2 pseudogenes are annotated in these 2,374 nt (G+C 65.0%); both read right to left on the bottom strand.

The annotated features are described in order from the left end of the window. A pseudogene (locus A5736_RS20990) lies at window positions 1-1,235 on the bottom strand (DNA-directed RNA polymerase subunit beta'); the annotation flags it as partial. A 35-nt stretch (window positions 1,236-1,270) separates the two neighbouring features. Then, a pseudogene (locus A5736_RS20985) lies at window positions 1,271-2,374 on the bottom strand (DNA-directed RNA polymerase subunit beta); the annotation flags it as partial.

Here is a 2,374-nt window from a genome sequence, read left to right as displayed (position 1 = left end):
CGGCCCTGCTTGCCCTTGAGCAGATCCGACAGCGACTTCAGCGGGCGGTTACCCGGCCCGGTGACCGGGCGGCCGCGACGGCCGTTGTCGAACAGCGCGTCCACGGACTCCTGCAACATCCGCTTCTCGTTGTTGACGATGATCTCGGGGGCACCGAGGTCGATCAGCCTCTTGAGCCTGTTGTTCCGGTTGATCACGCGGCGGTACAGGTCGTTGAGGTCGCTGGTGGCGAACCGGCCACCGTCGAGCTGCACCATCGGGCGCAGCTCCGGCGGAATCACCGGGACGGCGTCGAGCACCATGCCCATCGGCGAGTTGCCCGACTGCTGGAACGCGGCGACCACCTTGAGGCGCTTGAGCGCACGAAGCTTCTTCTGCCCCTTGCCGTTTCGGATGACGTCACGCAGCGAGTCGGCCTCGGCGTCGATGTCGAAGTTCTCGATCAACTTCTGGATCGACTCCGCGCCCATGGCGCCGGTGAAGTACTCACCGTAGCGGTCGACGAGTTCGCGGTAGAGGTTCTCGTCGACGATCAGCTGCTTGGGGGCCAGCTTGGTGAAGGTGCTCCAGATGTCTTCAAGCCGGTCCAGCTCACGCTGGGCGCGGTCACGGATCTGGCGCATCTCGCGCTCGCCGCCGTCGCGAACCTTGCGCCTGGCGTCGGCCTTGGCGCCCTCGGCCTCCAGCTCGGCAAGGTCGGCTTCGAGCTTCTGCGCACGGGCCTCCAGCTCGGCGTCGCGCTGGTCCTCAACACCCTTGCGCTCCACCACCATTTCGGCCTCGAGCGTGGACAGCTCGTTGTGCCGCATCTCGTCGTCGACGGAAGTGATCACGTACGCGGCGAAGTAGATGATCTTCTCGAGATCCTTCGGCGCGAGGTCGAGCAAGTACCCCAGGCGCGAGGGCACACCCTTGAAGTACCAGATGTGCGTCACCGGAGCGGCCAGCTCGATGTGACCCATCCGCTCGCGGCGCACCTTGGCGCGGGTCACCTCGACGCCGCAGCGCTCACAGATGATGCCCTTGAAGCGGACGCGCTTGTACTTGCCGCAGTAGCACTCCCAGTCGCGAGTCGGTCCGAAGATCTTCTCGCAGAACAGGCCGTCCTTCTCCGGCTTCAGCGTGCGGTAGTTGATCGTCTCCGGCTTCTTGACCTCGCCGTAAGACCATTGCCTGATGTCCTCCGCGGTGGCCAGGCCGATACGGAGTTCATCGAAGAAGTTGACGTCGAGCACGTAACTCCCTTTCCCCTTGCGGGTTTAGTAACTAGTTAAGCCAGGTCCTCAACGGACGCGGATTCGTTGCGGGACAGGTTGATTCCGAGATTCGCGGCGGCCCGCTCCAGGTCCTCGTCCTCGCCCTCGCGCAGCTCAATCGCCGCGCCGTCGGACGAGAGCACCTCAACGTTGAGGCACAGCGACTGCAGCTCCTTGAGCAACACCTTGAACGACTCGGGGATGCCCGGCTCGGGGATGTTCTCGCCCTTGACGATCGCCTCGTAAACCTTGACCCGACCGACCGTGTCGTCGGACTTGATGGTCAGCAGCTCCTGCAGCGTGTACGCGGCACCGTAGGCCTGCATGGCCCAGCACTCCATCTCACCGAAGCGCTGGCCACCGAACTGTGCCTTACCACCGAGCGGCTGCTGGGTGATCATCGAGTACGGCCCCGTGGAGCGGGCGTGGATCTTGTCGTCCACCAGGTGGTGCAGCTTCATGATGTACATGTAGCCAACGGTCACCGGGTACGGGAACGGCTCACCGCTGCGGCCGTCGAGCAGCACCGCCTTGCCGTCCGCATCCACCAGCACTTCGTCGTCCCGGTTGGGCAGCGTGGCCGACAACAGCCCCTGCAGCTCGGCCTCCTGGGCACCGTCGAACACCGGCGTCGAGACGATGGCGTTCGGCTCCGCGTCCAGCAGTTCCTTGGGCAACTTGGCCGCCCAGTCGGGAACTCCGTTGGCGGTGTCGATCTTCCAGCCGCTGTGCGCGCACCAACCGAGGTGCGTCTCCAGGATCTGGCCGATGTTCATCCGTCGCGGCACACCATGGGTGTTCAGGATGATGTCCACCGGCGTGCCGTCCGGCAGGAACGGCATGTCCTCGACGGGCAGGATCTTGCCGATCACGCCCTTGTTGCCGTGCCGTCCGGCCAGCTTGTCGCCGTCGGAGATCTTGCGCTTCTGCGCGACGTACACGCGCACCAGCTCGTTGACGCCGGCCGGCAGTTCATCGTCGTCCTCGCGGGAGAACACCCGAATGCCGATCACCTTGCCGGACTCACCGTGCGGCACCTTCAGCGAGGTGTCGCGGACCTCCCGGGCCTTCTCACCGAAGATCGCGCGCAGCAGCCGCTCCTCCGGCGTCAGCTCGGT

It is taken from the genome of Mycobacterium sp. SP-6446, from assembly GCF_001954045.1.
GTDB lineage: Bacteria > Actinomycetota > Actinomycetes > Mycobacteriales > Mycobacteriaceae > Mycobacterium.
Note: the sequence above shows the minus strand (reverse complement) of the source record. Positions and strands in the feature narration are given on the sequence as shown.